A 21623-nucleotide genomic window follows, 5' to 3' on the forward strand; every position below is an offset into this window, starting at 1 on the left:
CGGCGAAAAAAAACACCAGCTGCAAGCTGGTGTTGTATGGATGAGCTGCCTGCCAGGGGCAGCTCGGTCGGGGTTGGCGTGGCCGATCAGTAACCGCGGCCACCGGTGCCGCCACCGGTACCGGTGCTGGTGCCCGAAGTGCCGGACGTGCCCGAAGTGCCGCTGGTGCCGGACGTGCCGCTGGTGCCCGAGGTGCCCGAGGTGCCCATCGAGCCGGAGGTACCGCTCGTGCCCATCGAACCGCTGGCGCCGCTGGTACCCATCGAGCCGGAGGCGCCGCTCGTACCCATCGAACCGCTGGTGCCCGAGGTGCCGCTGCTGCCGCTCGTGCCCATCGAGTTGTCCAGGGTGCCGCTGCTGCCGCTGCTGGTTCCCATCGAGCCGCTGCTGCCCGAAGAGCCGGTAGTGCCCGAGGAACCGCTCGTGCCCGAGCTACCCGAGGCGCCGCTGCCGCTGGTGTTGCTGCTGCCGCTGGTGCCCATCGAGCCGCTACCCGAGGTGCCGGTGCCGCCGCCCGAGGCGCCGCTTGTGCTGCTGCCCGAGGAACCCGACGAGGACCCAGCGCTGCCGCTGGTGCCGCTGCTGGAGCTGCTTTGTTTCTTCTGCTTCTTGCCGGAATGCTTGGTGCTGTCCGAACCCGAATGCTGGTCGCCCGAAGCGGACGAACCGGTCGATTGCGAAGTGCTCTGGCCGCTACCGCTGCCTGCGGTGCTGCTCGATTGAGCGTGGGCGCTGAACGAGGTTGCCATTGCCGCGGCAACCGACGCACCGAGAAGGCCTTTCAACAGTTTATGCATTTTCATGTCAATCTCCTAATGTATTGGGGGCTTAATTCCTCAACAATATCAATGACATAATTGAGGAGGCCGAGTCTAAAAAGGTCGACAAGCGAGGGGCGCGCGGTAGCCCTCCGGAAAGTTAAGCGAGCTGTGCTTCAGGGTGCCGCAGCGTGTGTTTTCGCCTCTGGTTCGCTGAGGCCGGACGCCTGCGCCGCCAGGGTGCCGAGGCGGGTGTACAGCGGCAGCACGTTGGCCTTGTCGTCGGGATAGACGCGGTTCGACAGCAGCACGTAGAAGCTGCGCGAGCCGGGGTCGATCCACAGGATGCAGCCGGTGAAACCGGTATGGCCGAAGCTGCCGACCGGGTACAGGCTGCCGCGCGGGCGCAGGGCATACGGCGAATCGATGTCCATGCCCAGACCGCGCAGCGCGGCGATACCTGGCGGGCTCTGCACCGTGACCAGGAGGCGCACGCTGTCCGGGCCCAGGATGCGCACGCCGTCCAGCGTACCGCCGCCCAGCAGCATGCGCGCAAAGCGGGCGACGTCGCGCGCGGTCGTGAACACGCCGGCCGAGCCGGCCACGCCGCCGATGCGGCGCACCGTCGGATCGTGCACCACGCCCTGCAGCAGGCCGCGGGCCGGGCCTCCGGCCACATCGCCGTGCACGGAAGCGCCGGCGTCCGCCGCGATGCGTTGGGTCGGCGCGATGGCGGCGGCGGCCATGCGGCGCAGCGGCAGGTAGCCGGTGTCGCGCATGCCCAGAGGCCCGAAGATCCGCTCCTGCGCAAAGACGTCGAGCGGCATGCCGGACACCTTGCGCACCAGTTGTCCGAGCAGGATGTAGTTGATGTCCGAATAGCGGAAGAAGCTGCCCGGCGCATGCGTCACCGCCTGGGCGCAGGCCAGCGCGTGCGCGGCGTCGTCGCCGTTCCAGGCCGGCTTGGCGGGCAGGCCGGCCGCCAGGCCCGAGGTATGGGTCAGCAGGTGGCGGATCGTGATCGCGTCCTTGCCGCCGCCCGCGCATTCGGGAAAGTAATCGACCAGCCTGGCGTCGAGATCGATCCTGCCCTCCTCGGCCAGCAGCAGCACCGAGGGCGCGGTGGACAGCACCTTGCTCAGCGAGGCGGCGTCGAACACGGTGCCGGGCGTGACCGCGGCCGCATCGGGTTCGTAGCTGAAACGGCCATAAGCCTGCTCGTACACGGCGCCGTCGCGCTCGAGGTGGAAGACGGCGCCCGGCAGGCGGCGTTCGCCGATCGCCTCATCGATGGCGCTGTCGATCTGGGCGAAGCGTGCGCTGTCGAGCCCGGCTTGCACGGAAGCGGGCGCGGGTTTTGGTGCGGCATTTTCGGGCAGGCCGGCGCAGCCCGCCAGCAGCAGCAGGCAGGCGCCGGCGAGCGCGGCCTGGCGCCTGAGCAAGGTATTCATGGGATAAAGACGCATGGGAATCCTGGTCGGAGGCAGCGCGCGCCAGCCCGGCGGACGGGGGCGCAAAAGCCTTGAGTAATAGGCAAGCATTATCCGTGGATCAAGCTCTCGGTCAATATTGACGCCGCGTGCCGGCACGCTCCGCGCCCTGGGACGGCCGCCGTTTTGACGACCCGGACAGCGAGAAAAAATTCGTCGGCGTATCATGTGCTGATGATTCCATTTTCCATACTCGACCTCTCGCCCATCGCCGAAGGCAGCGATGCGCGCGCTTCTTTCCACAACTCCCTCGATCTCGCCCAGCATGGCGAGCGCTGGGGCTACAACCGCTTCTGGCTCGCGGAACACCATGGCATGCCGGGCATTGCCAGCGCCGCCACCTCGGTGCTGATGGGCTATGTGGCGGCCGGCACCAAGACCATCCGCGTCGGCGCCGGCGGCATCATGCTGCCGAACCACTCGCCGCTGGTGATCGCGGAACAGTTCGGCACGCTCGAGTCGCTGTTCCCGGGCCGGATCGACCTCGGCCTGGGCCGCGCGCCGGGCTCCGACCACGTGACCGCACGCGCCCTGCGCCGCAACCTGGCCTCGGACGCCGATGCATTCCCGCAGGACGTCGTCGAATTGATGGATTACTTCAGCGATTCGCCGCGCCGCCAGGTAAAAGCGGTGCCGGGCGCCGGCCTGGACGTGCCGCTGTGGATCCTCGGCTCCAGCCTGTTCGGCGCGCAACTGGCCGCCGCGCTCGGCCTGCCCTACGCATTCGCCTCGCACTTCGCGCCGCAGATGATGATGCAGGCAATCGAACTGTACCGCGCCAATTTCCGTCCGTCGGCCCAGCTCGACAAACCGTACGTAATGCTCGGCTTTAACGTGTTCGCCGCCGACAGCGACGAAGAGGCAGCTTTCCAGGCGACCTCGATGCAGCAGGCCTTTGTCAACCTGCGCACCGGCCGTCCGTCGCGCCTGCAGCCGCCGGTCAAGGGTTACCTGGAATCGCTGGGCCAGGCCGAACGCGCCATGCTCGACAGCGTGCTGTCGTGCTCGGCCATCGGTTCGCCGGAAACGGTGGCGGCCCAGCTGAAGGCCTTCATTGCGCACACCCGTCCGGACGAGCTGATGATCACCTCGCAGATCTTCGACCACGCGGCGCGCCTGCGCTCGTACGAGATCACGGCCGCTATCCACGCCGCAGCGCACGCCGCGAACTGACGCAGCCCTGCCGCCGCCGGGCACTGTCCGGCGGCGTTTTCCTTCACGTCGATTGATCGCTCAGGCGTCGCCCGAGCCTGCCTGCAAGGCGTCGATCACGTGCGCCGTGCTGCGCACCTTGCCCATGATGCGGAAGGTGTTCTTGCAGGCGAAATCGTGGGCCTCGGCCGTGATGCCGCTCATCGCATCTTCCACGAACACCAGGCTGTAGCCCAGGTCGTGCGCGGCGCGCGCGGTCGACTCGACGCCGATGTTGGTGACAATGCCGCCCAGCACGATAGTCCGGATGCCGCGCCGCCGCAGCAGCTGGTCGAGTTCGGTGGCATGGAAGGCGCCCCACTGGCGCTTGGTGATCACCACGTCGCCCGCCTCGACGCCGGCATCCGGCGCGAACTGCGAGGCGTCCGGCGGCGGTGGCGGCGCGCCCGGCGCATGCAGGGGCGCGTCGGAGGGCGGCATCTGCAGTTCGTTCAGCAACACGCGCACGAACACCACCATGCCGCCGCGGCCGCGCATTTCCTGGGCCAGGGAAACACAGTTGCCCAGCACCTGCCGGCTCGAATATGGCGCCAGCTCGCGCGCCATGTTGCCGTTTTGTAGGTCAATCAGGACCAGCGCGGTGCTGGCCGGGTCCATCGAAAAATCGTCCATCGCTATGCTTCCTTCCTTGACTTGGGAACAAGCCCAGTATCGGCCAAAGCGATGGACGGCGGCGTCCGTTTCCGCTTATGACTTCTCGGGCACAATACGCAAGATCCGCGACTTGTCCTCGTCGGTCAGCACGTAGAGCTGGCCGTCCGGCCCCTGGCGCACGTCGCGCACGCGCGCGCCGATGTCCAGCGCTTCCTGGCGCACGGCCTTGCCGCTCTTGTCGAACGCGATGCGGCGCAGGTCCTTGCTGGCCAGGCCGCCGCTGAACAGGCTGCCGCGCCATTGCGGGAAGGCCGAACCCGTGTACAAGGCCAGGCCCGAGGGCGCCGGCGACGGCGCCCAGGCCACCACCGGGTCGACCATGCCCGGCACGCTGTGCTTGCCGATCGGCTCGCGCGAGCTGTAGTCCAGGCCGAAGCTCTGCAGCGGCCAGCCATAGTTCTTGCCGCCTTCGACGCGGTTGATCTCGTCGCCGCCGCGCGGACCGTGCTCGCTGGCCCAGACCTTGCCGTCGGGGTCGACCACGATGCCCTGCACGTTGCGGTGGCCGTAGGACCAGATTTCCGGCAGGGCGCCGGCCTTGCCCGCCAGCGGATTGCCCTGCGCCGCCTTGCCCTCCGCGGTGAGGCGCAGGATGGACCCGTTGTGGCTGCCCAGGTTCTGGGCCTGGTCGCGCGCCAGCATGTCGCCCACGCGCTGGGGCGGATTGCCGCCGTCGCCAATGCTCATCAACAGGGTGCCGTCGGGCAGCCAGGCGATGCGCGAACCGAAATGCTGGCCGCCGTTCTTCGAGGGCGACGCCTGGAACAGGGTCTTCACGCTGTGCACCTTCTTGCCGTCGAAGATGCCCTGGACCAGGATGGTGCGGTTCTCGCTGCTGGTGCCGTTCGCCATCGTCATGTAGACGCGCGCGTTGCTCTCCTTTCCCGCTCCCTTGTCGGCCGGGTGGATCGCGATGTCGAGCAGGCCGCCCTGGCCGCTGTCCATCAGCGTCGGCAGCTTCTCGATCGGCACCTCGGTCACCTGTTTTCCGTTCACCAGGTGCAGGGTGCCGGCCTTGCCGGTCACCAGCATGCGGCCGTCGGCCAGCCAGGCCATGCCCCAGGCGCGCGGCAGGGCATCGGTCACCGTCTCGGCACGCCAGCCCTTGACTTCCGGCGGCGCGCCGGTGGCTTGCACCTGGGCCAGGACGGGTAGCGCGGCGCCGGCCAGCATGGCGCCACCGACCAGGTAACGCAAGACTGCTTGAGGTTGACGCAATTGCATGCAATTCTCCTTTAAAAGTTGTTATCTTTCAGTCATCGTAGCGCATTTACGTCGATTTCCTGCAGAATGATCGAAACCGGGGTATCATGGCGGTCTCCTCTGAATTCGCGCAAGGATCTTCGATGAACGGACGACGCTCGTTCCTGAAAACCTCTCTCGCCCTCGCTTCCGTTGCCGGCATGCCCGCCCTGGCCAAGGCTGCCCAGGCCGCACCCGGCGAACGCACGCTGCGCCTGTACAACACCCATACCGGGGAAACCGTGAAGAGCGTGTTCTGGGCCGACGGCCAGTTCATTCCCGATGCCCTGCAAGACCTGAACAAGGTCCTGCGCGACCACCGCAACAACAAGGTCGCGGCCATCGACCCGCAACTGCTGGTGCTGTTGAACGAAGTGGGCGGCAAGTTCGGCGACAACCCGCTGATCCACGTGATTTCCGGCTACCGCTCGCCGGAATCGAACGCCAAGCTGCACGCCAACTCCAGCGGCGTGGCCAAGCACAGCATGCACATGGACGGCAAGGCCATCGATATCCGCCTGCCGGGCAAGGACCTGGCGCAGCTGCGCAAGGCCGCCATGGCCATGCACCGCGGCGGGGTCGGCTACTACCCGGACTCGCAGTTCGTCCACATGGACACCGGGCGCGTGCGCTACTGGTGAGCACCATGAGGCCGCCAATGCACACCCATCTGCGCTGCCTCCTTCTGGCCTTTGCCGCTGCTGCAAGTACTACTGCAAGCGCGGCGGCAAACGCCCAGGACACCCCGTCCGACCCCGCTGTCGCCACCGTCAAGGTCAGCACGACCCGCGATCCGGTCGACAAATCCTACCGCAAGATGATCAAAGGCATGGAACGCTTCGAACGCGAGCATGCCTATGCCCCCGCCGCCAGCCTGCGTTTCCAGCTGCTGCCGCGCACGCCCGACGTGAACATGCAGGGCATCACCCTGCGCGTGGCCGGCGACACGCTGTCGGTCAAGGTGCCGGTCGAGCCCGACAACAGCTTCGTGCTGCCGCGCAACGAGCAGGCCCTGCGCGAAGACGCCGCCGTGCTCGCCAACCGCAAGACCACCAGCATGACCTGGCGCGCCACCATCGTCACCCCCGGCTTGCCGCCGGGCACGCGGCGCCTGGGCGACATGCGCCTGGAATGCCGGGTCGGCGTCGAGGCCGGGCTGGTATCGAACAGTTCGCCGCTGTTCGGCTGGCTGTCGAATGCCCTGACGGGCGCCGACGACGTCTGCACCAGCCCGAACGGCAACTACCTGTTCTTCGCCGAACGCCCGGTGTTCGCGGTACGCCTGCGCGCCGGCGCACGCAGCGAGGTGCTGCCCTTCCACTTCCTGTATGCCGGCGGCGGCCTGCCGCGCGAGGAACTGCCCTTCTGCGACTGCCAGGTGCTGCTCGACCGCACTTACTACGTGCCGCTCTGGGACACCAGCTGGCCCGACGACACCCTGGTCGAGTTCGAGTACATGAGCGACTTGCCGGAGGCCCAGCCATGAGCGCCCGCGCCTTGTTCCCTGCCCTGGCCCTGCTCGCCGCCCTGGCCGGCTGCGCCACCAGCCCTGTTCCGCCCGGCACCCAGGTCCCGGCCGAGCGCCTTGCCGCCTCCGTCGTGCCCGGCACTACTACCCGGGCCGAGCTGCTTGCCACGCTGGGCGCCACGAAGACCGTGGTGTTCGACAGCGGCTATGAAGCCTGGCTCTACCAGTCTCCGGCCGGCAACGGGCGTTTTACCGAATTCGTGATCCTGCTCAATCCTCAGGGTGTGGTCGCCAAGACACGCCAGGGACCGACTTCCACCCCTGCTCCCTAAGGGCAGGCCGCTGCGATTGCTCTGCCGCTAGCGTGCGCTGCGCCCGCGCGCGCGCTGGCAGAATAAGCACGTGGATGTGCCTATTCCTGTGGAGACCCATCATGGTCGATCGCGCACGGAAGTTCCTGCTGTCCCTCCTACCCTTGCTGTTTTTGCTGGCCGCCTGCGGCGGCGGTGGCGGCAATGCTGGCGGCAATCCCGTGCCCGACCCGGGCGGCACCACCGGCAGCCTGCAGGTGAACATCAATGCCCTGCCCGCCGGCGTCAACGCCGCGGTGCGCGTGACCGGCCCGAACAACTTTGCGCAAGACCTGAGCGCCTCGCGAACGCTGGCCAGCCTCGCGCCCGGCAGCTATACCGTGACCGCCGCCAACGTCAGCGCCGGTAGCGCCACCTACACCGCCACCCCGGCCACGCAAACCGTCACGGTCACCGCCGGGGCCATGGCCAGCGCCACGCTTGCCTACAGCGCCGGCACCTTCACGCTGGCCCTGAGCCAGGTCGGGAACACCTTCGACAACCCGACCTTCGTCACCGCGCCGAGCGGCGACGAGCGCCTGTTCGTGGTCGAGCGCGACGGCATCATCCGCGTACTGCAAAACGGCACGGCAGGCACGCCGCTCGCCGTGCCCTGGCTCGACATCCGCGCGCGCGTCTTCACCGGCGGCGAAGGCGGCCTGCTGTCGATGGCCTTCGACCCGGACTTCGGCCGCAACGGCTATTTCTACGTGTACTACACCGATTTGCAGCAGAACATCGTGGTCGAGCGCTTCGGCACCTCGCAGTTGCCGAACGTGGCCGATGCCACCTCCGGCCTGGTAATCCTGCGCATCCCGCATCCGCAGTACACCAATCACTTCGGCGGGCTGGTCGCCTTCGGGCCGGACGGCCTGCTGTATGTGGGCACCGGCGACGGCGGTGGCGCCGGCGACCCGTTCGGCAATGCCCAGAACCTGGCCGTCATGCTCGGCAAGCTGCTACGCGTGGACGTGCGCAGTGCAAACGCCGGCCAGCCGTATGCCATCCCGCCCGGCAATCCCTACCTGAACCAGCCCGGCACGCGTCCGGAAATCTGGGCCTCGGGCCTGCGCAATCCCTGGCGCTTCGCCTTCGACACAAGCGGGCTCTACATTGCCGACGTCGGCCAGGACGAACGCGAGGAAGTAAACATCACCGCCCTGGTCCAGGCCGGCGCCAACTACGGCTGGGACATCATGGAAGGCACGCGCTGCTACGGCAGCACCAATTGCAACCGCAGCGGCCTGGTCCTGCCGGCCTTCGAATACGAGCATGGCGCCAACAATGCCAACGGCTGCTCGATCACCGGCGGCTACGTCTACCGCGGCAGCGCCCTGCCCGAGCTGGCCGGGCGCTACCTGTACTCGGATTATTGCGGCGGCTACCTGAAGAGCTTCCTGGCCCCAGGCGGCGGCGCCAGCAGTGTGAGCGAGGCGCGCGACTGGAACATCACGGGCGCCGGCCAGGTGGTGTCGTTCGGGCGCGACGGCGCGGGCGAGCTCTACATCGTGAGCGCGAACGGCCGCATCTACCGGATCGTGAGAGGACCATCGGCCTGAGAGGCGGTACAATCGTCGGATGGCACGCTTACACCTCTCCTTCCCCGAAGACCAGTACTACTATTCCACGCCGCTGACGGTGCGCGTTACCGACATCAACGGCGCCAACCACCTCGGCAACGACTCGATGATCTCGATGATCTCCGAGGCGCGGGCCCGCTTCCTGTTCGAGTTCGGCATCGGCGAGACCGAGCGCGACGGCACCGGCATCATCGTCACCGACCTGGCGACGACCTACCGCGCCGAAGCGCACGCGCGCGACCAGCTGCTGTTCGAAGTCGGCGTCATGGATTTCAACAAGTACGGCGGCGACATCACCTTCCGCATCACCCGCCCGCGCGACAAGACCCTGGTGGCCATGGCCAAGTCGGGCTTCGTCTTCTTCAACTACAAGACCAGCCAGGTCGTGGCCATGCCCGAGGACTTCCGCAACAAGTTCGAGCGGGTGAACTGGGTGGACTGAGCCGGGCCGCCTGACAGGCGGCAAGCCGGCCCCTCCTGAAATAGTTGGAACTTTCCGGCCGCCTGGCCGGAATATGGGTGAGAGATGCCAACATGACCATCACACCCACCACCACTGACGACGATTTGCTGCGCCGGATGCGCGCCGGCCAGGCCGATGCCTTTGCCGCCCTGTACCGGCGCCACCAGGGGCCGGTCTACCGCTTTGCACTGCTGCGCTGCGGCGTGGCCGGCACTGCCGCCGACATCGTCCAGGAATGCTTCATGGGCCTGCTCGGCGGGCGCTTCGCCTTCGACCCGCTGCGCGGCACGCTGCAGCATTTCCTGTTTGGCGTCGCACGCATCCTGATCCTCAAGCACGAGGCGGCGCGCCGGCGCGAAGCGCCCCTGCCCGCGTTCGTGGAGGACGAGGACGAGGCAGCCGAGCCGGCGTGCGAGGCAGCCGGTCCGCTGGCCCGGGTGCTGGCCGACGAGGCCGCCGAGGAAGTGCGGCGCGCCCTGGCCCGGCTGGCGCCGCATTACCGCGACGCCATCATCCTTTACGAAATGCACGACCTGTCCTACCTCGAGATCGCCGCGGTCTGCCAGGTCGACATCGGTACCGTACGCTCGCGCCTGGCGCGCGGCCGCGCCGCCCTCGCCCACTATTTGCGCGCCCACGCCGGCGCCGCCTGAACCGAAACGAGCATGGAACCCGACACCCTTCCCGAACCCGAACTGGACGCCCGCCTAGCCGCATTGCGCGTCGCCGGCAGCCGCCTCGATACCCCGCGCTGCGTGGAAAAGGAACTGATGCAGGCCTTTGCCGCCCGGTTCCCGCCCAGGCCGCCCTGGTACCGGCGCATGAACCTGGCCGAATGGGGCGCGGCCGGCGCCTGCGCCACCATCACCGTGGCCGTGCTGGCCAGCCTGCTGGCGCCGCCGGCGCCCTACGCCGGCTTCGCCAGCCACACGCCCCTCGTGCGCTTCGAGAACGGCGGCGCCTTCATTGCCCTGGACTCCTTCGAGCGCATCGAGCAGGAACCGGATCCGCAAATAGTCGAGACCGAGCTGCCGCGCACCATGCTGGCCACGCTCGGCCTGCCGGTGGCGCCGGAGCGGGCGGGCGAGCCGGTGCGCGCCGACATGCTGGTGGCGGCCGACGGCGAGCTGCTGGCGCTGCGCCTCTCCGCGATCGACTGAACGCGCCATCCACCGATTTTTTTCACGACGAGGACCTCATGCATACCAGACCTTTGCTCCTGGCCGCCCTGCTGGCCGGCTTCCTGTCCCCTGCACACGCCGACGACGACGCGCCGGCACCGCCCGCCCATCCGCAGGTCGAGATCGTGGGTGCGCACGATGTGCGCATCCAGCAGGGCTTGCGCAACGCCCTGCGCGGCCAGGACCGGGTCGTCAAGAATGCCCCGTACAGCGCGCAGGCGGTCTCCGAGCGCCTCCAGCAGCTGGCCGACGGCAACCAGATCGAGCGGCGCACGCGCACGGCCAGCTACCGCGACAGCGCCGGACGCACCCGCATGGAAGTCCAGGACGACAAAGGCAATCTGCGCACGGTCACCATCCACGACCCGGTTGCGCAAGTCACCTGGGTCCTGGACCCGCGCACCCGCAGTGCGACCCGCCTGCCGCGTGCGGAAACGGCGCGCGCCGGCGTTGCAGAACAGGCCGCCGCCCAGGCCGCAGCAGCCCAGGCCGCCACCGCGCGCGCAGCGGCCGAGGCGGCGCGCGGCGCGGCCCAGGCGCAGCGCATCCGCATCGAGGAAGGCGACGGCGCGAACGGGCGCCGGATCGTGGTGCGCCGTTTCGAGGACAAAGCGGGAGAGCAGCGCGAGACCGTACGCGTGATCGAGGTGCCGCGCCTCGCGGCAGGAGTGGGCGGCCTCGATCCGCAGGCGCTGGCGGCGCGTATCGGTCCGCTGGCGGCGGGTGCGGCGGGCGATGCCCGTTGGTCGGCCAAGGCCTCCACCCGCGAGCTCGGCACGCGCGAGTTCGACGGCGTAAAGGCCGAAGGCAAGGTGCGTAGCTACGAGATCCCGGCCGGCGAAGTCGGCAACCGCGCGCCGATCACGGTGGCCGACGAAAGCTGGTATGCGCCCGAACTACAGGTGACGGTGTACGCCAGGCGCAGCGACCCGCGCAGCGGCGACTACATCTACCGCCTGGAAGACATCCGGCGCGCCGAGCCCGACAGCGCCCTGTTCACCGTGCCTGCCGACTACAAGGTGCACGACGTCCAGGCCGCGCTCGAGCGCCGTGCCGCCAGGAAGAAAGAAGCGAAATAAGCAAGCCCGCATGGCGGCCATTTGGCCGCCATGCGGCAGCAACGACTACCCGTCGCATCGGGCGCGGGGATGGCGCCCGTGCCCCAGTCTCAGCCTCAGCGGCGCGCCGCCCGTTCGCGCGGCAGGACCGTGGCGTAGAACCAGTCATCGATCATGCGCTTTTCGTAACGCAGCGCATCGCTGTCGCTGGCACGGCCGATACGGTCCATGAAGTTCATGTCACGCAACTCGGCAGCGCCGCTGCGCAATACCTGCCCATCCTGCTCGACGGTATATTGCAGGTCGATACGCGGCCAGTCGACGCCGTTGCTGCGCACGACGCGCAGGTCGCGTACGCCGCGCGTCGGATACTCGCGCCCGGCCAGATCGACATCCTTGACGTCGACACGCAGGTTTTGCCCCGGCGGCAATTGCGCTCCCAGCTTGCTGAAGTGGTCGGTCAATTCCTTCAGCACCTCATCGCGTTCCCAGGTTGCGAACGGTACGTCGGAGAAGCGATCGGGGTCGATATAGTTCACGGTCGTGCCGGCGAAGGCACTGCCGGCGCCAAGCGCCAGCAACCCGGCAGCAGCCAGGTGGCGAATCACGTTCTTCATGGCGATCCTTTCTGTCGTAATCTTTTCACTGTTCATTTACCGTTCAAATAGTACGCCCGTATGCGCGCGCGCGGTGTCTTCGACAGGTAAATCCTGTTTCGAATTGTTAGTCCTCGCACAGCCGGGCTCGGCCTGCTCCGCCAGAATGGCACAAAGGAGGTCGATCGTGCCCGAAGGACCATCGCTGTTCATCTTGAAGGAAGACACCACCCGTTTCGTCGGCCAGGAAATCGTCGAGGCCGGCGGCAATGTGCGCGCCATCGATCCCGCACGCCTGGTCGGCCAGACCATCCTGTCCCTGCGCACCTGGGGCAAGCACTTCCTGATCGAAACGCCGGCCATGGTCGTGCGCATCCACTTTTTACTGTTCGGCACCTACCGCATCGACGAACGCCGCGACAAGCAGCCGCGCCTGTCGATACGTGTGGCCGATGGCAGCGAAATCAACTTCTATGCGTGTTCGGTCCGCGAAATCGAGGGCGAGCTCGACAGCCTGTACGACTGGAGCGCCGACGTCATGTCCGACGCCTGGGACCCGAAGCGCGCGCGCAAGAAACTGCGTGCCCAACCCGACATGCTGGCCTGCGACGCCCTGCTCGACCAGGACATTTTTTCCGGCGTGGGCAACATCATCAAGAACGAAGTGCTGTTCCGTATCCGCGTGCATCCGCTGTCGACGATGGGCGCCCTGCCGGCGCCGAAGCTGCGCGCGCTGGTCGAGGAAGCGCGCCGGTACAGTTTTGATTTCCTGGCCTGGAAAAAACAGTATGTCTTGAAGCAGCATTGGCTGGCCCACGCCAAGACCACCTGCCCACGCTGCAACATCCCCTTCAAGAAGGCGGTCCTTGGTCGTAGCAAGCGGCGCAGCTTTTCCTGCGAGCGCTGCCAGAAACGCTATGAATGAGTCTTTCGGGCAACAGTTCCGGACTTGCTGTAGTGGCTCATCTATTGCCTGTTGTTAATTAGCTAAAGACGCACTACAATCAATTTGCCTGGACGTTGATCCAGCGCAATGTCTTTTGGTTCCTTTTTTATCTGTTTGCCTCTTTTCTAGCGCCTTCAACGGTATCGGAAACGCCATGTCTTTTCTGTCTGCAGCCGCGCCCAAACTCGCCCCTTGGAAAGTTCTTCTTGTCGATGACGAACCGGACATCCACGACATCACCAAGCTGACGCTGAACCGTTTCCGCCTCGATGGACGGGCCCTTAGTTTCCTGCACGCCTACAGCGGCGCCGAAGCCAAGGAAATCCTGGCGCGCGAAGACAATATCGCCCTGGTCTTCCTCGACGTGGTGATGGAGCGCGAAGACAGCGGCCTGGAGGTGGCGCGCTGGATGCGGCAAGACCTGGACAACCAGTTCACCCGCATCGTGCTGCGCACCGGCCAGCCGGGCCAGGCGCCGGAAGAGCGCGTGATCGTCGACTACGACATCAACGACTACAAGGAAAAGACCGAGCTCGACCGGACTAAACTGTTTACCACTACCTTCGCCGCTTTGCGCGCCTACCGCGACATCATGAAGGTGGAAGATGCGCGCCGCGTCCAGCAGAGCTATCGCGAAGGCCTGGAGCGCGTGATCGCCGCCTCCAGCCACATCTTCCAGCAGCGTAACCTGAAGGACTTCGCCAGCGGCCTGCTGCAGCAGGTCGTGGCCCTGCTGCGCCTGGAACAAAGCATGCTGCTGCGTTTGAAGGGCGCGAGCGTGATTACCGGCGAGAGCCAGTACGAGGTGCTGGCCCGGATCGGCGACTTCGGCAGCGACGGCAGCGCCGACGGGGCCAGCAACGTCATCGGCCCCGAACTGCTGGCCCAGCTCGACGACGCGCGCCGCAACCGCATCTCCAAGCTGCATGGCGACACCTATGTCGGCTATTTCCCGAACAACAGCGGCAAGGCCTCCCTGCTGGTGCTGCATGGCGTGGAAGAGATTTCCGACATCGACGCCCAGCTGCTGGAGGTCTTCTGCTCGGGTGTGGCGATTGCCTTCGATAACATCTTGCTGAACCAGGAAATCACCGATACCCAGGCCGAACTGATCCTGCGCCTCGGCGACGTGGTGGAATCACGCTCGAACGAAGCCGGCAACCATGTGCGCCGCATGTCGCAGGTGTGCCACCTGCTGGCCCAGGCCTCGGGCATGCCTGAGGAGGAAGTGGCGACCCTGATGCACGCCGCGCCGATGCACGACGTCGGCAAGATCGCCACGCCCGACGCGGTACTGCTGAAACCCGGCCGCCTGACGCCGGACGAGTGGGAAATCATGAAGCAGCACCCGACGGTGGGCTTGCAGATCCTGGACGGCTCGACCCGCCCGATCCTGAAGGCCGCCGCCGTGATCGCCCACCAGCACCATGAGAAGTTCGACGGCAGCGGTTACCCGCAAGGCCTGAAGGGCGAGGATATCCACCCGTACGCGCGCATCGTCGCCGTGGCCGATGTGTTCGATGCCCTGAGTCACGAGCGCTGCTACAAGGAAGCCTGGCCGGTCGAGCAGGTAAGGGATTACCTGCGCGAAGTGGCTGGCAAGCATCTCGATCCCTACTACGTCGACCTGCTCATCAAGAACATGGACAAGGCGGTGGAGATCAATCGGCGATGGCCGGATTGAAGCGCGCACTCATTGGCCTGGTCCTTGCCGGCTGCGCTGGCATGGCTGTGGCCCAGTCGCTGCCGGCGCCATCGCGCACCATGTACAAGTGCACGGCCAACAAAGTGACGTCGTACTCGGACAAGCCCTGCCTCGGGGCCGAACGGCTGACCGTAACGCCGACGCGCGGCGTCAACAAGCTCAGCGGTACGGAGCGCATCGGAAAAGATGTACAGGACGAGCGTATCCGTGAAATGTGGGCGGATGCTTTCCAGCCTGTCACCGGCATGACGCGGGAGGAATACGAGGTGTACCGCCGGCGTTTCAAGCTGAGCACGGCTGCGAAACAGGAATGCCGCCAGCTCGATCCCGCCCTGCTCCAGCTCGAAGCCATGGAAAAGGCGGCCGACAAGACCGCAAGACCTACTATCCAGCGCGACCTATTTACCCTGCGCCAGCGCTTCACCGACCTGCGCTGCTGAGAAGCGGCCGGCAGTTCGCTTGACGCTTGCATGCAGCCGGTACTAGCATGACCAGCCATTCAAAGCCTGGAACGGCATCCGATCACGCATCTGCGAGCGACTCCATGGAACTGCTTCCCGTCCGCCTTCCGCCCGGCGCCGATCTGCGCCCTGCGCTGGAAACCCTGCTGCGCCAGCACAGGGCCGGCGCCGCTTATGTGTTGCAGGGCATCGGTAGCCTGAGCGTGGCGCAATTGCGCCTGGCCGGGCGGCCCGCTCCGACGGAACTGCGTGGCGACCTCGAAATCCTGACACTGGCCGGCTCCCTCTCGCCCGACGGCGCCCACCTGCACATGTCGGTAGCCGATGCCGACGGACGCGTCACCGGCGGCCATGCCTGCGCCGGCTGCACGGTACGCACGACCGCCGAGATCCTGGTCGCCCTGCTGCCTCAGCACCGCTTCCGCCGCATGCTGGACGACGCCACCGGGTTTCCGGAATTGTCGATCGCACGTGCGCACTCGCAGGATTAGCCAGGGACTGGCCAGGGGCTGACCGACACGCGCGTTGGTTCAACGACAACGGCGCCGATTCCGGTGTTAGCGTGGCATGCGCCCGATCGTCCTTGCCGGCTATGTCCGCTTTTTTACCTGACCTTCTCCATCATTTCTTTACAGACGATGGCTTCGCCGTCCTTGCCGGCCGCGGCAATCCTCTCCTCGAGTTCCTTATTCACCTCGGCCAGCACTTCGCGGTACTCGGCCGACTGCCGGATCGCTGTTATCCCGAACCGTTCCTCGATAGTGAAAGCCGCGAGCATTTTCTCGTATTCTCTTTGGAAGAGAGCGGGATCGAAGGAGCGGCAACGATGTTCGACTGAATCGAACAATGCCAATTGGGCCGATGCCGAATACTCCCAGACAGCAAGGGCATTCAGCGGCAGGAGTGCACAGCCAAGGAGGGTGTAGAGCAGAGCGCGCGGCATTGGTTCGCCTTAGAAAATGTTATCCGTTATCGCTTAAATGTACCCAGCCGCCCAGTGGGTCGATCGCGAACCCGCCAGGTCAGCCACAGGAGTCAGTGTAAGCTGTTTTTTTGCGGAATAGGTTCACGCCGCCAGCTTCTCCGCCCGCATGCTGCGCGGAAAACGCAATTCGTAACGCAGCCCCTGCCCCGGCGCACTCTCCACGTGCACGGTGCCGCCCAGCGCTCCGGTTACCAGATTGAACAGGATGTGCGCCCCCAGTCCGCTGCCGCCGCTGCCGCGCTTGGTCGTGAAGAAGGGATCGAACAGTTTGTCGAGCGACTCCCGGTCCATGCCGGCGCCATCGTCGGCATAGGTGAGCGTGACCGTGTCGCCGTCGAGCGCCGCACGGATCGCGATCTTGCCGGCCTGCTCGCGCTCGAAGCCATGCACGAGCGAGTTCACCACCATGTTGGTGACGATCTGCGACACGGCGCCCGGATAGCTGTCCAGTACCAGGTCGTGCGCGCAATCGACCTCCACCTGCACCGGCCGGCCCTTGAGCTTGGGTTGCAGCGAGAGCAGCACTTCGTTCAGGTAATTGCGCAAATTAAAACTGCGGATGTCGCCCGAAGACTGGTCCACCGCCACCTGCTTGAAGGAACGCACCAGGGCCGCCGCGCGCTGGGTATTCGTGGTCATGATGCGCAGCGACTGGTCGACGATGTCGAAGAAATTACCCAGGCTATCCTCGGTCATATCGCCATTGGCCAGCTCTTCGCGCGTCAGGCGCAGCTCTTCCACCAGGTGGCTGGTGGCCGTCACGCAAATGCCCAGCGGCGTGTTGATCTCGTGGGCCACACCCGCCACCAGGCCGCCCAGCGAGGCCAGCTTTTCCTGGCGCACCAGTTCCCCCTGTGCCTGCTGCAATTGCGTCAGCGCCGTGTTCAGGGCCGCGTTCTGCTCTTCCAGTAATTCCTTGGTGGCGCGCAGCTTGCGGTCGGCCTGCATGCGCGCAATCGCCACCGCAACATGGCTCGCCATGAAGGCGAGCAAATCGAGGTCGGCCTTGGTGTAGACCACGGCCGGGTCGTAGCTCTGCACGATCAGCACGCCCTGCGGCTTGTCGTGCACCAGCATCGGCGCACCCATCCAGCTGGCGATGTCGACATTGCCCAGCGGCTCCTTCACCTGCCCGCTGGCCACCAGGCGCGCAAAGCTGCCGGCATCGTGCAATTGCGCCTGCTTCGAGTGCAGCAAATAGGAACACATCGCCTTGCCGTAGGGGAAGCGCGTGACCGGCGCCTCGCTGTCTTTCTGGTCGACGAAATAGGGGATGCTGAAGTCCTGGGTTTCCGGGTGATACAGGCCGATCAGGAAATTCTCCGCCACCATCAGTTCGCCGATGATGCGGTGCAGGCTGGCTGTGAGTGCGTCGGTCTGGAGGGCACTGGCCGACAGATTGGCGATCTGGTACAGCGCGTGCTGTACCTGCTCGGCGCGGCGCCGCTCGGCCACCTCGTGCGCCAGGCGCGCGGTACGTTCCTGCACGGCGCGTTCGAGGCGGTCCATGCTTTGCAGGCTCTGCAGCGCCACCGAGACGTGGTTGGCGATCACCGAGAACAGGGCCTGGTCTTCGTCGCTGTAGGTGTGCTCGGGGCTATAGCTCTGGATCACGATGGCGCCCAGGGGCAGGTGCTGCTGGTCGAGCAGCGGGCAGCCGATCCAGTGCTCGGCCGCGCTGCCGGCGCCAAAGCTCGATCCTTCGCGTTCGCGAGCGTGGAAATCGTCGGCCGTGACCACCAGGTTGCGGCCGTTCAGGATGACCCAGGCGGTGGGCGACTCGTCGGGCGACGCCAGGCGCACCGGCTGGTTCAGCTCCGGCCCTTCGTCGGATTCGTCGACGAAGTAGACGAAGCGCACCGTGCCTTCGTCACGATCGGACAGGGCTACATAGAAATTGGCCGCGTACATGATGCGGCCCAGCGCGCGGTGCACGGCGCGGATGAATTCGGTGATGTCGCTGCAACTGGTCGAGGTCTGCCCGATTTCAAGCAGCATCGACTGGACCGCTTCCAGCCGGTCGAGACGTTCCATGGTATTCGCCTTCCCTTGAACTGTTCACGCACTGAGTAATGCACTGAGGAAATATTATCAGCAGAATGGCATGGAATGAAACTCTTTGATGACGGGATTGCGCGATGCGACGGAAAGACAACGCGCGTGCCGAACTTGCAAAGTGCCGAGCAAGGGAGCAGGATGGGTTCACCTCAGCCTAACCAACAAGGAGACCGAGCATGATCAAGGTGAGCGTAATGTACCCGAACGGCCCCGACGCCCATTTCGACGAAGCGTATTACCGGGACAAGCACATGCCGATGGTCAAGGAGCTGATGGGCGAGCACTGCAAGTCCTATTCCGTCGACCGGGCGCTTGCATCAAGCGCTTCGGATGCGAACGCGCCCTACATCGCCATGGGGCATTTGTTCTGCGAGTCGGTCGAGGCTTTCCAGGCCGGGTTCGGTCCGCATACGAAGCAAATCATGGCCGACATTCCGAACTACACCAACCAGAAGCCGGTGATCCAGATCAGCGAAGTGCTGGTGGGTTGAGTCGGCCAGAGCGCCATGATTGCCGCCGCCCTGCTATCGGTCCTTACGGTCCTTGGCCTCGGCTGGGTTCTGTATGTCAATGCGAGCGATCGCAGGAAGTTCGAAAAACAACTCGAACAGTATCTCGCCGACGATAGCGCCGGGTAGCATGCGGCACGCCGGCTGCCCATCCATACCGCTGCCGGGCGATGGCGTGTCAGCTGGCGTTGCGCTTCAGGGCGGCGCAACGCGCAACGATCCTGTCTGCATCGGCCGGCGTCAGTCCGGTGGTTGCATCGACCAGATAAAGATGTTTGCAAGATACGTCGAAGTAGGCTTCCATGTCGTCCACGATCACATATGGTTGGTCCGCGGCATGGTGTGCCGCCAGCCATGCTTCGATTTCCCGCTGGCGGATGCCTGGCACGTAGTCGTCAGGGCTGTCCATGATCGGCGTCACGCCGATGAAACGCGCCGCGAAACGCTCACCCCCGCCTGCCGTCAGCCATCCAGCCAATTCGGCAAGCGCGTATTCTTCGCGCCACGTGGACGAGATAACGACGGACAGCTCGGGAACCGCATCGAGGATCTGCCAGAGCAGCGGCACGGCTGAAAAAGGCTTGCCGGCGTGCCCAAGGGGATAAGGGTGGAGCACGCCATCGAAGTCCAGAAATAGAATCATCCGGCTCCTCCACAAGATGCCACCCGGATCGTTCAGGCTGGCTCCGTATTCTCCTGCGCTGCCGACCGGCTCAGCGCGGGGCGCGGAAATCGTTCTCGATCCAGGCCAGGGCCGACGCCGGGGTCAGCTTGAAGGTCGGCGCCACGCGCACCTTGGCCACTTCCTCGCCCATCTCGTCGGTGGCGGCCAGCATCGCGTAGGGGTCGTCATCGTCGGGGACGATGTCGAGCGTTACCTTCAGCTCGCCTCCCTCGGTCGAGACCACGGTGCTCTTGTGCAGCATCGCGTGCAAATGCTGCTCGTGGCGACGGATGACTTCCGAGGCCGTCTTGATCAGCGTGTTGAAGGCGTTGACGTCGAGCGGCTTCGGGTTCTTCTTGTCGCGGCCCATGGTCCAGGGGCCGACCAGCGCCGGCTCGCGCTCGCCATCCTTGTACATGGCGACCGCCCAGCCTTCGTCGTCTTCGTTCTTGATCACCTTCGCGGTCCAGCCATTGCCTTGCCACAGGCGCGGCTCTTGTACCGGCGCGTCGTCGTCACCCGTTTCCAGGTCGTTTACATCGTCATTCATTGCTCGCTGCTTCCATCTTGCCGGGCTCGCGCCCAAAGCAAGATCATAGAGGAAATCAGGCGAGGGGGTGCGGCCGATCGCGCTTGCCGGGCGCATCTTTTGCACGGAGGCGCATGCCGGGCAGGCGCGGCGGACGGACCGGCGGCGGCAAGGGCGTGCGCAGCGGGTCGATGTTCGGCTGGCGCGGCGCTTCGCGATTGAACGGGTTGATGATGATGGGCGGGATGGTAGGCGGCGCCGATGGCGGTCCCTTCGGCCCTCCCCCCGCCCAGGCCTGGCGGTACGGCGAGTTCATCATGGTGCTGAGAGGATGCATGAGGCCCTCCTACAACAAAAGCAGGCTGTCAGTATAGGTGGCGAGCCGCGCAATGCAAGGTCAAAAGACTGAGGTAAGGCTGAAGCGATCGTTCGCGTTTATCGTCCTTTGCCGCACTCCGGCCCGTTAAACCTGCCGTTTGTCGCAGGCCGCTCGCGGCGCCCCGGGCAGCGGCCTAGAGTGGCGCCATACCACCTGACAAACGAGGAGAACACCATGAAAAAGATCGTCCCCTATATCGTCCTGATCCTGTGCGCGCTGCTGCTCTGGGATTTGCTGTTCAGCTTTGGCGATGCCACCTTCCATATCGACGGCGATACGGTCGACGGCCCGCTCGGCGCCGCGCTGGCGCTGCTGTTCGGAGCCGGTGGGGCGATCCTCGGCGTGGTGGTGGCGGTCGTGGTGGGCGTGGTGCTGGCGGTGGTGTTTGCCGGCGTCGGCGTGGTGCTGCTGGCGGCGCTCGGTGTGGCAGGCGTGGCGGTGGCAGCGGCCATCGTGCCCTTCATGCTGCCGCTGCTGGCGCTGGTGCTGGTGTGGTATCTGGTGAGCCGGTCGCGCAAGAACCGTGTGGTGCACGCGCAGGCCGTGTGAACCCATCATCCGTAACAAAAACGGCGCCGTGATGGCGCCGTTTTGATTTATCCGCGCGACGCCTTCTCGGCCGCGTACTGTTCGTATCCCCGCGCCCGCAGTGCGCAGGCCGGGCAGGTGCCGCAACCATAGCCCCAGTCGTGGCGCGCGCCGCGCTCGCCCAAGTAGCAGGTGTGGGTCTCGAAGCGCACCAGGTCCACCAGCGCCTGCCCACCGGCCTGCTCGGCCAGTTCCCAGGTCTGCTTCTTGTCGATCCACATCAGCGGCGTCTCGACCTTGGTGCGCGTGGCCATGCCCAGGTTCAGCGCCACTTGCAGCGCCTTCATCGTGTCGTCACGGCAATCCGGATAGCCCGAGAAATCGGTCTCGCACATGCCGCCCACCAGCACGTTCAGGCCGCGGCGGTAAGCGACGGTGGCTGCCACCATCATGAACATCAAATTCCGGCCGGGAACGAAGGTATTCGGCAAGCCGTTCGCCTGCATCTCGATCGCCACATTGCTCGTCAGCGCCGTATCGGAAATCTTGCCGATCAGCCCAAGGTCGATCATGTGGTCTTCGCCCAGGCGCGCATCCCATTCGGGCGAGAGTGCACGCATCTTTTGCAGCACGCTTGGGCGGACCTCGAGCTCGATGGCATGGCGCTGGCCATAATCGAAGCCGATGGTCTCGACGCGTTGGTAACGTTGCAGGGCCCAGGCCAGGCAGGTGGTGGAATCTTGCCCGCCACTGAAGAGGACGAGGGCGGTATCGGAAGGCAGCATGTGTGGATTCTTGGCTAGTTAA

26 protein-coding genes are annotated in these 21623 nt (G+C 65.7%); 15 read left to right on the plus strand and 11 right to left on the minus strand.

Translation table 11 applies throughout. The annotated features are described in order from the left end of the window. Positions 1-86: 86 nt before the first annotated feature. Positions 87-803 (minus strand): hypothetical protein, encoded by a 717-nt coding sequence (locus ACWYRN_RS05400; RefSeq protein WP_488691486.1) that lies wholly within the window; start codon positions 801-803, stop codon positions 87-89. Between the two features lie 131 nt (positions 804-934). Then, complete coding sequence (locus ACWYRN_RS05405; RefSeq protein WP_488691487.1) at positions 935-2224, minus strand: serine hydrolase domain-containing protein; 1290 nt, start codon at positions 2222-2224, stop codon at positions 935-937. A 198-nt stretch (positions 2225-2422) separates the two neighbouring features. On the opposite strand from ACWYRN_RS05405, the gene ACWYRN_RS05410 reads away from it, so the two are divergent. Next, on the plus strand, positions 2423-3421 hold the full coding sequence (locus ACWYRN_RS05410) for an LLM class flavin-dependent oxidoreductase (protein ID WP_488691488.1): 999 nt from the start codon (positions 2423-2425) through the stop codon (positions 3419-3421). A 60-nt stretch (positions 3422-3481) separates the two neighbouring features. Here the strand turns inward: ACWYRN_RS05410 and ACWYRN_RS05415 are convergent, their stop codons facing one another. Beyond that, positions 3482-4072, minus strand: coding sequence for an isochorismatase family protein (locus tag ACWYRN_RS05415; protein ID WP_488691489.1), 591 nt, complete (start codon positions 4070-4072; stop codon positions 3482-3484). 75 nt (positions 4073-4147) lie between these two features. Further along, entirely contained in the window at positions 4148-5338 is a 1191-nt protein-coding gene (locus ACWYRN_RS05420; protein ID WP_488691490.1) for a PQQ-dependent sugar dehydrogenase, read from the minus strand. 122 nt (positions 5339-5460) lie between these two features. On the opposite strand from ACWYRN_RS05420, the gene mepK reads away from it, so the two are divergent. The 8 genes from mepK to ACWYRN_RS05460 all read left to right on the plus strand — a co-directional run bounded on the left by mepK (position 5461) and on the right by ACWYRN_RS05460 (position 11477). Beyond that, positions 5461-5997 (plus strand): peptidoglycan L,D-endopeptidase MepK, encoded by a 537-nt coding sequence (gene mepK / locus ACWYRN_RS05425; protein WP_322635853.1) that lies wholly within the window; start codon positions 5461-5463, stop codon positions 5995-5997. Positions 5998-6014: 17 nt separating this feature from the next. Next, positions 6015-6842, plus strand: a complete 828-nt coding sequence (locus tag ACWYRN_RS05430) for a hypothetical protein (RefSeq protein WP_488691491.1) — start codon at positions 6015-6017, stop codon at positions 6840-6842. Next, the gene (locus tag ACWYRN_RS05435) at positions 6839-7156 is read left to right on the plus strand and encodes a hypothetical protein (protein ID WP_229437578.1); all 318 of its coding nucleotides are present in this window, start codon (positions 6839-6841) and stop codon (positions 7154-7156) included. Before ACWYRN_RS05430 ends, ACWYRN_RS05435 begins: the two co-directional genes overlap by 4 nt. Positions 7157-7257: 101 nt before the next feature. Further along, entirely contained in the window at positions 7258-8733 is a 1476-nt protein-coding gene (locus ACWYRN_RS05440; RefSeq protein ID WP_488691492.1) for a PQQ-dependent sugar dehydrogenase, read from the plus strand. 19 nt (positions 8734-8752) lie between these two features. Next, positions 8753-9196, plus strand: coding sequence for a thioesterase family protein (locus ACWYRN_RS05445; protein WP_229437580.1), 444 nt, complete (start codon positions 8753-8755; stop codon positions 9194-9196). Between the two features lie 92 nt (positions 9197-9288). Further along, a complete protein-coding gene (locus tag ACWYRN_RS05450) occupies positions 9289-9870 on the plus strand; it encodes an RNA polymerase sigma factor (RefSeq protein WP_488691494.1) in 582 nt (193 codons plus the stop codon). A gap of 12 nt (positions 9871-9882) precedes the next feature. Next, positions 9883-10377 (plus strand): hypothetical protein, encoded by a 495-nt coding sequence (locus tag ACWYRN_RS05455; protein ID WP_488691495.1) that lies wholly within the window; start codon positions 9883-9885, stop codon positions 10375-10377. 38 nt (positions 10378-10415) lie between these two features. Beyond that, positions 10416-11477 (plus strand): hypothetical protein, encoded by a 1062-nt coding sequence (locus tag ACWYRN_RS05460; RefSeq protein ID WP_488691496.1) that lies wholly within the window; start codon positions 10416-10418, stop codon positions 11475-11477. 95 nt (positions 11478-11572) lie between these two features. On the opposite strand, the gene ACWYRN_RS05465 is transcribed toward ACWYRN_RS05460, so the two are convergent. After that, positions 11573-12073 (minus strand): DUF3016 domain-containing protein, encoded by a 501-nt coding sequence (locus ACWYRN_RS05465; protein WP_488691497.1) that lies wholly within the window; start codon positions 12071-12073, stop codon positions 11573-11575. 166 nt (positions 12074-12239) lie between these two features. On the opposite strand from ACWYRN_RS05465, the gene ACWYRN_RS05470 reads away from it, so the two are divergent. The 4 genes from ACWYRN_RS05470 to ACWYRN_RS05485 all read left to right on the plus strand — a co-directional run bounded on the left by ACWYRN_RS05470 (position 12240) and on the right by ACWYRN_RS05485 (position 15655). Beyond that, complete coding sequence (locus ACWYRN_RS05470) at positions 12240-12977, plus strand: DNA-formamidopyrimidine glycosylase family protein (protein WP_488691499.1); 738 nt, start codon at positions 12240-12242, stop codon at positions 12975-12977. Positions 12978-13152: 175 nt separating this feature from the next. Further along, entirely contained in the window at positions 13153-14682 is a 1530-nt protein-coding gene (locus tag ACWYRN_RS05475) for a DUF3369 domain-containing protein (RefSeq protein ID WP_488691500.1), read from the plus strand. Next, a complete protein-coding gene (locus tag ACWYRN_RS05480) occupies positions 14670-15143 on the plus strand; it encodes a hypothetical protein (protein ID WP_488691501.1) in 474 nt (157 codons plus the stop codon). Before ACWYRN_RS05475 ends, ACWYRN_RS05480 begins: the two co-directional genes overlap by 13 nt. Before the next feature lie 104 nt (positions 15144-15247). Then, a complete protein-coding gene (locus tag ACWYRN_RS05485; protein WP_488691502.1) occupies positions 15248-15655 on the plus strand; it encodes a PPC domain-containing DNA-binding protein in 408 nt (135 codons plus the stop codon). A 113-nt stretch (positions 15656-15768) separates the two neighbouring features. Here the strand turns inward: ACWYRN_RS05485 and ACWYRN_RS05490 are convergent, their stop codons facing one another. Together ACWYRN_RS05490 and ACWYRN_RS05495 are read right to left on the minus strand one after the other, a co-directional pair. Then, complete coding sequence (locus tag ACWYRN_RS05490; protein WP_488691503.1) at positions 15769-16107, minus strand: hypothetical protein; 339 nt, start codon at positions 16105-16107, stop codon at positions 15769-15771. Between the two features lie 123 nt (positions 16108-16230). Next, positions 16231-18183 (minus strand): GAF domain-containing sensor histidine kinase, encoded by a 1953-nt coding sequence (locus ACWYRN_RS05495; RefSeq protein ID WP_488691504.1) that lies wholly within the window; start codon positions 18181-18183, stop codon positions 16231-16233. Positions 18184-18383: 200 nt separating this feature from the next. Between ACWYRN_RS05495 and ACWYRN_RS05500 the strand changes: the two genes are divergently transcribed. After that, on the plus strand, positions 18384-18698 hold the full coding sequence (locus tag ACWYRN_RS05500; protein ID WP_229437588.1) for an EthD family reductase: 315 nt from the start codon (positions 18384-18386) through the stop codon (positions 18696-18698). 196 nt (positions 18699-18894) lie between these two features. Here the strand turns inward: ACWYRN_RS05500 and ACWYRN_RS05505 are convergent, their stop codons facing one another. The 3 genes from ACWYRN_RS05505 to ACWYRN_RS05515 all read right to left on the minus strand — a co-directional run bounded on the left by ACWYRN_RS05505 (position 18895) and on the right by ACWYRN_RS05515 (position 20246). Beyond that, positions 18895-19359 (minus strand): HAD domain-containing protein, encoded by a 465-nt coding sequence (locus ACWYRN_RS05505; RefSeq protein ID WP_488691506.1) that lies wholly within the window; start codon positions 19357-19359, stop codon positions 18895-18897. A gap of 70 nt (positions 19360-19429) precedes the next feature. Next, positions 19430-19930 carry a hypothetical protein gene (locus ACWYRN_RS05510; protein ID WP_229437590.1) on the minus strand — a complete coding sequence of 167 codons (501 nt, stop codon included), beginning with the start codon at positions 19928-19930 and terminating at the stop codon, positions 19430-19432. Positions 19931-19985: 55 nt separating this feature from the next. Continuing rightward, positions 19986-20246 carry a hypothetical protein gene (locus ACWYRN_RS05515; protein WP_488691508.1) on the minus strand — a complete coding sequence of 87 codons (261 nt, stop codon included), beginning with the start codon at positions 20244-20246 and terminating at the stop codon, positions 19986-19988. A 216-nt stretch (positions 20247-20462) separates the two neighbouring features. Here ACWYRN_RS05515 and ACWYRN_RS05520 point away from each other — a divergent pair, with 216 nt between their 5' ends. Continuing rightward, positions 20463-20837 (plus strand): hypothetical protein, encoded by a 375-nt coding sequence (locus ACWYRN_RS05520; RefSeq protein WP_488691509.1) that lies wholly within the window; start codon positions 20463-20465, stop codon positions 20835-20837. A 47-nt stretch (positions 20838-20884) separates the two neighbouring features. On the opposite strand, the gene queC is transcribed toward ACWYRN_RS05520, so the two are convergent. Beyond that, positions 20885-21601 (minus strand): 7-cyano-7-deazaguanine synthase QueC, encoded by a 717-nt coding sequence (queC, locus tag ACWYRN_RS05525; protein ID WP_488691510.1) that lies wholly within the window; start codon positions 21599-21601, stop codon positions 20885-20887. Positions 21602-21623 lie beyond the last annotated feature (22 nt).

It is taken from the genome of Massilia sp. BAP21 (assembly GCF_057801335.1).

Excerpts from the sequence above, each read along its gene's own strand:
- ACWYRN_RS05400 (WP_488691486.1), bottom strand. The coding sequence starts at position 803 with ATGAAAATGCATAAACTGTTGAAAGGCCTTCTCGGTGCGTCGGTTGCC.
- ACWYRN_RS05405 (WP_488691487.1), bottom strand. The coding sequence starts at position 2,224 with ATGCGTCTTTATCCCATGAATACCTTGCTCAGGCGCCAGGCCGCGCTC.
- ACWYRN_RS05410 (WP_488691488.1), top strand. The coding sequence starts at position 2,423 with ATGATTCCATTTTCCATACTCGACCTCTCGCCCATCGCCGAAGGCAGC.
- ACWYRN_RS05415 (WP_488691489.1), bottom strand. The coding sequence starts at position 4,072 with ATGGACGATTTTTCGATGGACCCGGCCAGCACCGCGCTGGTCCTGATT.
- ACWYRN_RS05420 (WP_488691490.1), bottom strand. The coding sequence starts at position 5,338 with ATGCAATTGCGTCAACCTCAAGCAGTCTTGCGTTACCTGGTCGGTGGC.
- mepK (WP_322635853.1), top strand. The coding sequence starts at position 5,461 with ATGAACGGACGACGCTCGTTCCTGAAAACCTCTCTCGCCCTCGCTTCC.
- ACWYRN_RS05430 (WP_488691491.1), top strand. The coding sequence starts at position 6,015 with ATGCACACCCATCTGCGCTGCCTCCTTCTGGCCTTTGCCGCTGCTGCA.
- ACWYRN_RS05435 (WP_229437578.1), top strand. The coding sequence starts at position 6,839 with ATGAGCGCCCGCGCCTTGTTCCCTGCCCTGGCCCTGCTCGCCGCCCTG.
- ACWYRN_RS05440 (WP_488691492.1), top strand. The coding sequence starts at position 7,258 with ATGGTCGATCGCGCACGGAAGTTCCTGCTGTCCCTCCTACCCTTGCTG.
- ACWYRN_RS05445 (WP_229437580.1), top strand. The coding sequence starts at position 8,753 with ATGGCACGCTTACACCTCTCCTTCCCCGAAGACCAGTACTACTATTCC.
- ACWYRN_RS05450 (WP_488691494.1), top strand. The coding sequence starts at position 9,289 with ATGACCATCACACCCACCACCACTGACGACGATTTGCTGCGCCGGATG.
- ACWYRN_RS05455 (WP_488691495.1), top strand. The coding sequence starts at position 9,883 with ATGGAACCCGACACCCTTCCCGAACCCGAACTGGACGCCCGCCTAGCC.
- ACWYRN_RS05460 (WP_488691496.1), top strand. The coding sequence starts at position 10,416 with ATGCATACCAGACCTTTGCTCCTGGCCGCCCTGCTGGCCGGCTTCCTG.
- ACWYRN_RS05465 (WP_488691497.1), bottom strand. The coding sequence starts at position 12,073 with ATGAAGAACGTGATTCGCCACCTGGCTGCTGCCGGGTTGCTGGCGCTT.
- ACWYRN_RS05475 (WP_488691500.1), top strand. The coding sequence starts at position 13,153 with ATGTCTTTTCTGTCTGCAGCCGCGCCCAAACTCGCCCCTTGGAAAGTT.
- ACWYRN_RS05480 (WP_488691501.1), top strand. The coding sequence starts at position 14,670 with ATGGCCGGATTGAAGCGCGCACTCATTGGCCTGGTCCTTGCCGGCTGC.
- ACWYRN_RS05485 (WP_488691502.1), top strand. The coding sequence starts at position 15,248 with ATGGAACTGCTTCCCGTCCGCCTTCCGCCCGGCGCCGATCTGCGCCCT.
- ACWYRN_RS05490 (WP_488691503.1), bottom strand. The coding sequence starts at position 16,107 with ATGCCGCGCGCTCTGCTCTACACCCTCCTTGGCTGTGCACTCCTGCCG.
- ACWYRN_RS05495 (WP_488691504.1), bottom strand. The coding sequence starts at position 18,183 with ATGGAACGTCTCGACCGGCTGGAAGCGGTCCAGTCGATGCTGCTTGAA.
- ACWYRN_RS05500 (WP_229437588.1), top strand. The coding sequence starts at position 18,384 with ATGATCAAGGTGAGCGTAATGTACCCGAACGGCCCCGACGCCCATTTC.
- ACWYRN_RS05505 (WP_488691506.1), bottom strand. The coding sequence starts at position 19,359 with ATGATTCTATTTCTGGACTTCGATGGCGTGCTCCACCCTTATCCCCTT.
- ACWYRN_RS05510 (WP_229437590.1), bottom strand. The coding sequence starts at position 19,930 with ATGAATGACGATGTAAACGACCTGGAAACGGGTGACGACGACGCGCCG.
- ACWYRN_RS05515 (WP_488691508.1), bottom strand. The coding sequence starts at position 20,246 with ATGCATCCTCTCAGCACCATGATGAACTCGCCGTACCGCCAGGCCTGG.
- ACWYRN_RS05520 (WP_488691509.1), top strand. The coding sequence starts at position 20,463 with ATGAAAAAGATCGTCCCCTATATCGTCCTGATCCTGTGCGCGCTGCTG.
- queC (WP_488691510.1), bottom strand. The coding sequence starts at position 21,601 with ATGCTGCCTTCCGATACCGCCCTCGTCCTCTTCAGTGGCGGGCAAGAT.